Annotated in this window: 1 protein-coding gene; it reads right to left on the reverse strand. The window is 48.2% G+C overall.

Going from position 1 to position 450, the window contains the following annotated elements:
• Positions 1-359, reverse strand: a 359-nt coding sequence (locus tag ACEWB7_RS17765; protein ID WP_411581054.1) for a UxaA family hydrolase, incomplete at its 3' end; no start/stop codon positions are given.
• Between the last annotated feature and the right edge of the window lie 91 nt (positions 360-450).

Consider the following 450-nt stretch of genomic DNA (forward strand, 5'->3'; position numbering starts at 1 on the left):
AACGTGTAGCCTTCCAGCGGCGGCAGCGGTTCCGGTACTTTGGTCGCCAGCGGTAGCGTATTCAGCGGCGGCGCTTTTGGCAGTTCAACCAGCGACTCGTCGATCCAGCTTCCGCGCGGGATGTCGCGTACCGCATAACCGATGACTTCGCCATAACGGATGATTTCGCCGTGAGCGGGGATATCCGTCAGAGCGACTTTATGGCCTTGCGGAATATGTTCAGTCAGTTCCAGGCCATCCGGAAAACGTGTTCCGGCTTTAAGGCCGTGGTCATTAACAATAATTGCGACATTATCGGTTTCATGTACTTTTATATAAAACGCCGATGGCGATTCCTGGCGAATTTCGATATTGGCCATTGTTCAACATTCTCCAGCCTGGATGATAGAAATAGGATTATCTATTTTGGTTATGGTTAAATCGTTAAATCTCAATATAAGAAATAAAGTT

The sequence above is a fragment of the Acinetobacter sp. NIOH-H-8 genome, from assembly GCF_046635365.1.
In the GTDB taxonomy this organism is placed as follows: Bacteria; Pseudomonadota; Gammaproteobacteria; order Pseudomonadales; family Moraxellaceae; genus Acinetobacter.